This is a genomic window from Sphingomonas sp., from assembly GCF_035555815.1.
Lineage (GTDB): Bacteria > Pseudomonadota > Alphaproteobacteria > Sphingomonadales > Sphingomonadaceae > Sphingomonas.
Map to the genome: position 1 here is coordinate 1 of NZ_DATMGG010000118.1, position 4,133 is coordinate 4,133.

At 68.7% G+C, this 4,133-nt stretch carries 4 protein-coding genes; 1 reads left to right on the forward strand and 3 read right to left on the reverse strand.

Going from position 1 to position 4,133, the window contains the following annotated elements; translation table 11 throughout:
• A partial coding sequence (locus VNR91_RS06590) for a GTP 3',8-cyclase MoaA (protein ID WP_325489974.1) occupies window positions 1–625 on the reverse strand: 625 nt, incomplete at its 3' end.
• A 185-nt stretch (window positions 626–810) separates the two neighbouring features.
• Between VNR91_RS06590 and VNR91_RS06595 the strand changes: the two genes are divergently transcribed.
• Window positions 811–2,274, forward strand: a complete 1,464-nt coding sequence (locus VNR91_RS06595; RefSeq protein ID WP_325489975.1) for an EAL domain-containing protein — start codon at window positions 811–813, stop codon at window positions 2,272–2,274.
• On the opposite strand, the gene VNR91_RS06600 is transcribed toward VNR91_RS06595, so the two are convergent.
• Window positions 2,205–2,774: a GAF domain-containing protein gene (locus VNR91_RS06600; protein ID WP_325489976.1), complete on the reverse strand. Its 570-nt coding sequence runs from the start codon at window positions 2,772–2,774 to the stop codon at window positions 2,205–2,207. The two genes, VNR91_RS06595 and VNR91_RS06600, sit on opposite strands and share 70 nt — an antisense overlap.
• A gap of 66 nt (window positions 2,775–2,840) precedes the next feature.
• The coding region (locus tag VNR91_RS06605) for a TRCF domain-containing protein (RefSeq protein ID WP_325489977.1) at window positions 2,841–4,133 on the reverse strand (1,293 nt) is incomplete at its 5' end.

Below are 4,133 nucleotides of genomic sequence, written 5' to 3' on the forward strand. Positions count from 1 at the left end.
GGTCGGCGCGGTCCTCATCGACCTGGCCCAGCGGCATCGTCTCGATCAGGCTGAGGTCGAAGCCCTGTTCGCCGCACCACGCGAGCATCGGCGCGATCTCATGTTCGTTGAGCCCGGCCAGTGCGACCATGTTGATCTTGATCGCGAGCCCCGCCGCGCGCGCGGCGGCGATGCCGTCCAGTACCTGCCCGACGTCGCCGTGGCGGGTGATGTGGCGGAACGTCGCGGGGTCGCGGCTGTCGAGGCTGACGTTGACGCGGCGGATGCCGGCGTCGGCGAGGTCGCGCGCGTGCGTGGCCAATCGGGTGCCGTTGGTCGTCAGCGTCAGTTCGTCGAGGCCGGCGCCGATCTGCCCGCCCAGCCGGCGTGCCAGCCCCGTCACGCCACGCCGGACCAGCGGTTCCCCGCCCGACAGGCGCACCCGCCGCACGCCGCGCGCGATGAAATGCTCGGCGATCACCGCGATCTCATCGAGGTCCATGATCGCTTCGCGGGGCAGGAAACGCATTTCCTCCGCCATGCAATAGCGACACCGCAGGTCGCAGCGATCGGTGACCGACACCCGCAGATAGTCGATCGCGCGGCCGTGACGGTCGATCAGAGGCGCGGGCACGGCCATCGGCATGGGCTAGGCGTTTGCGCGCGCGCTCACAACCCCGGCTGAAACCGTTCGCGCTCGTGCGGCTTTTCGGTCATTCCCTCTGGCGGCAAAGCGTGCTGCTATGGCGGTTTCTCAGCGCCGGAAGAGAGATATTGTCAGAATATCGCGCCAAACCTCTGTTTATCCTGTCCTTTCGCCAGCGCGACGAATTGGCGGCCACAACGGCGCGTGGCGGATGGCGGCCGGTGGCGGCGCGGCGCAGCGAGGGCGCGGCACGACGGCTGGTCGCCAGCGGCGCGCCGGTCGCGCTGGTCGACGCGCGCGGCGCGCTGGCGGAGGGGCTGGCGGCGACCCGGATGCTGGGCGATGCGGTGGCGGCCGATGGGCGCGCGCTGCTGGTGCTGGTGTCGCACGGCGATGCGGGATCGCTCGCCGAGTTCCGCCATGCCGGGGCGACCCATTTCCTGGTCAGCCCGATGCGGGAGATCGAGCTGGTCGAGGCGATCCGTTTCGCCGAATGCCACGCGCAGCGCGTGTCCGGCGGCTGGATCGCGGAGGCGCAGCCGAGCGAGCCGCTGGCGTGGCGCTACGATCACGCGCGGCGTTCGCTCCAGCTTTCGGCCGCGCTGGCCGTCGCGCTGGGCGTGCCGGCCGATGCCAGCGCGAGCCGGGTACTGTTGCACGTGCGGGAGGATCGGGCGTTGTTGGCCGCGGCGCTGCGGCGGCTGGCGCGGGACGGCAATGCGACCTTTGCGCATGATCTGCCGGCGATCGGCCGCGTCGTGGAGCATATCCAGCGCGACCCGCGCACCGGCCGCCTGCATGCGCTGGTCGAGCCGCTGGGCGAGACGCCCGACGCCAGCGTGGCGATGCGCGACGTGTTCCCGCGCCGATCGCGATCGCTGGCGACGCTGGCCGAGGAACTGCCGCGCGCGCTGGCGGAGCGGGAGGTCGAGGTGCTGTTCCAGCCGCAGGTCGCGTGTATCGGCGGGGCGATCGTCGGTGCGGAGGCGTTGGCGCGGTGGCGGCACCCCCGGCTGGGCGAGATCGGGGCGGAGCCGCTGCTCGCCGCCGCCGCGCGCGCGGGCCTGGGGCCGCAGCTTTCCGATTATCTCCACGGCCAGGCGCTGGCACTGGCCGGGCAATGGCGCGGCGCGGCGGCGGGGTTCAAGCTGTCGGTCAACGTCACCGCGGAGGACATCGCGTCGCCCGCGTTCGGCCCGGCCATGCTCGAACGGATCGCCGCGCACGGCATCGCGCCCGATCGGCTGACGTTCGAGGTGACCGAAAGCGGACTGATCGAATCGCTCGAATCGGCGGCGGGATCGCTGGGCGTGCTGCGCGACGCGGGGTGCCGCATCGCGATCGACGATTTCGGCACCGGCTATTCCAGCCTCGCCTATCTCAACGCGCTGCCGCTCGATACGCTGAAGCTCGACAAGCGGATGACGCAGCAGATGGTCGGCTCGGCGCGCGACCGCATCGTCGTGCGCGGCGTGATCGGCATGGCGCGATCACTGGGTCTCAGCATCGTCGCAGAAGGGGTTGAGACGCAGGAACAACTCGATCGCGTGGTCGCCGAAGGATGCGACCTTTATCAGGGCTATCTGTGCTCCGGGGCGGTGGACAGCGCGCGGATCGAGGCGTTGGCGACAAGTCGTCCGCCATCCTGAGCGGCATTGGCGGCAGCCTTGATTCGCGCGACCGCGTCGGCCGCCACCTGAGCAAGGCTGGCCATCCGCGCGATCGCTCCGGCATCGACCGGACCGGTCTCACGCCAATAGGCGCCCATCGCCATATCGGGGTCGCCCCGGCCGATCGGAAACATCGCCATGCTGCGCACGAAGGTGCTCAGATAAGCGTTAAGCGGTACGCGCGGATCATTCTCGATGTCGGGGATGACGATCACATCGCGGGCGAGCATCGCCATGCCGGATACGCAGGTGCGGATCGGAAAACGTTGGCCGGTCCACAGCGGGGAGATCGCGTCCTCCCCGACGTATTCGACCTCGTCGCCGATCCACCTGATCACCGTAATCCCGTCCGCGCCAGCGATGGCGCGCGCGGCGTGGCGAAGCGCGGTGACCACGGCGTCGATCGTCGTAGCCTGGGCCAGCGCGAGTTCGGCGGCGCGAAGCGGGATCGATTGCGCGGCGGTCGTGGCATCGGTCATCTTATGCTCCCCCCGCACGTGATAGGAGACATATTATGACGAATCCATGACCTCGTCGCGATGGGGTCAGCCCGCCGCCTTCGCCAGCCCGCGCGACAGTTGCAGCGCGCCGTGCAGCCGCGCCTTTGGATCGGCCCAGACCCGGTTGATCACCAGCCTGCTGTCCGGCCGAAGGCGCGCGACCTCGCCCAGCCGCCCGACATAGGCGAGCAGCCCCGGCAGGTTCGGGAAATTGTCCTCATGGAACGCGACGAGCGCGCCCTTTGGCCCGACGTCGATCTTGGCGACGCAGGCGCGCTTGGCGTTGAGCTTGATCTCCATCAGCCGCAGCAAATTCTCGGTCTCGTCGGGCAGTTTGCCGAACCGGTCGATCATCTCGGCGGCGAACGCCTCCAGTCCGGCCGGTTCGTCGATCTCGTTGAGGCGGCGATAGAGGCCCATGCGCAGGTCGAGATCGGGGACGTAATCGTCCGGGATCAGGATCGGCGCGTCGATGGTGATCTGCGGGCTGAAATCGGTCGGGCGCTTGAGCGAACCGCCCGCGCGCGCCTCCAGGATCGCCTCCTCCAGCATCGACTGGTAGAGTTCGTAGCCGACCTCCTTGATGTGCCCCGACTGTTCGTCGCCCAGCAGGTTGCCCGCCCCGCGGATGTCGAGATCGTGGCTGGCCAGCTGGAAGCCGGCGCCCAGCGATTCGAGGTCGGACAGCACTTTTAGCCGCTTTTCCGCCGCCTCGGTCATCAGCCGTTCGGGCGGGGTGGTGAGATAGGCATAGGCGCGCGTCTTGGCCCGGCCAACGCGACCGCGCAGCTGGTAGAGTTGCGCGAGGCCGAAACGGTCGGCGCGATTGACGATCATCGTGTTCGCGCTGGGAATGTCGATTCCGCTTTCGATGATGGTGGTAGATACCAGCACCTCGAACTTTTTGTCGTAGAAGGCCGACATGCGTTCTTCGACCTCGGTCGGCGCCATCTGGCCGTGCGCGACGACGTAGCGGATCTCGGGCACCGCCTCGCGCAGGAATTGCTCGATGTCGGGCAGGTCGGCGATGCGCGGGGTGACGAAGAAGCTCTGCCCGCCGCGATAATGTTCGCGCAGCAGCGCCTCGCGCAGCACGACCGGATCCCACGGCATGACATAGGTGCGCACCGCGAGGCGATCGACCGGCGGGGTCTGGATCACCGAGAGTTCGCGCAGGCCGGACATCGCCATCTGCAACGTGCGCGGGATCGGCGTGGCGGTGAGGGTGAGGACGTGGACGTCGGTCTTGAGCGCCTTCAGCCGCTCCTTGTGGGTGACGCCGAACCGCTGTTCCTCATCGACGATCACCAGCCCCAGCCGCTTGAAATCGATGCCCTT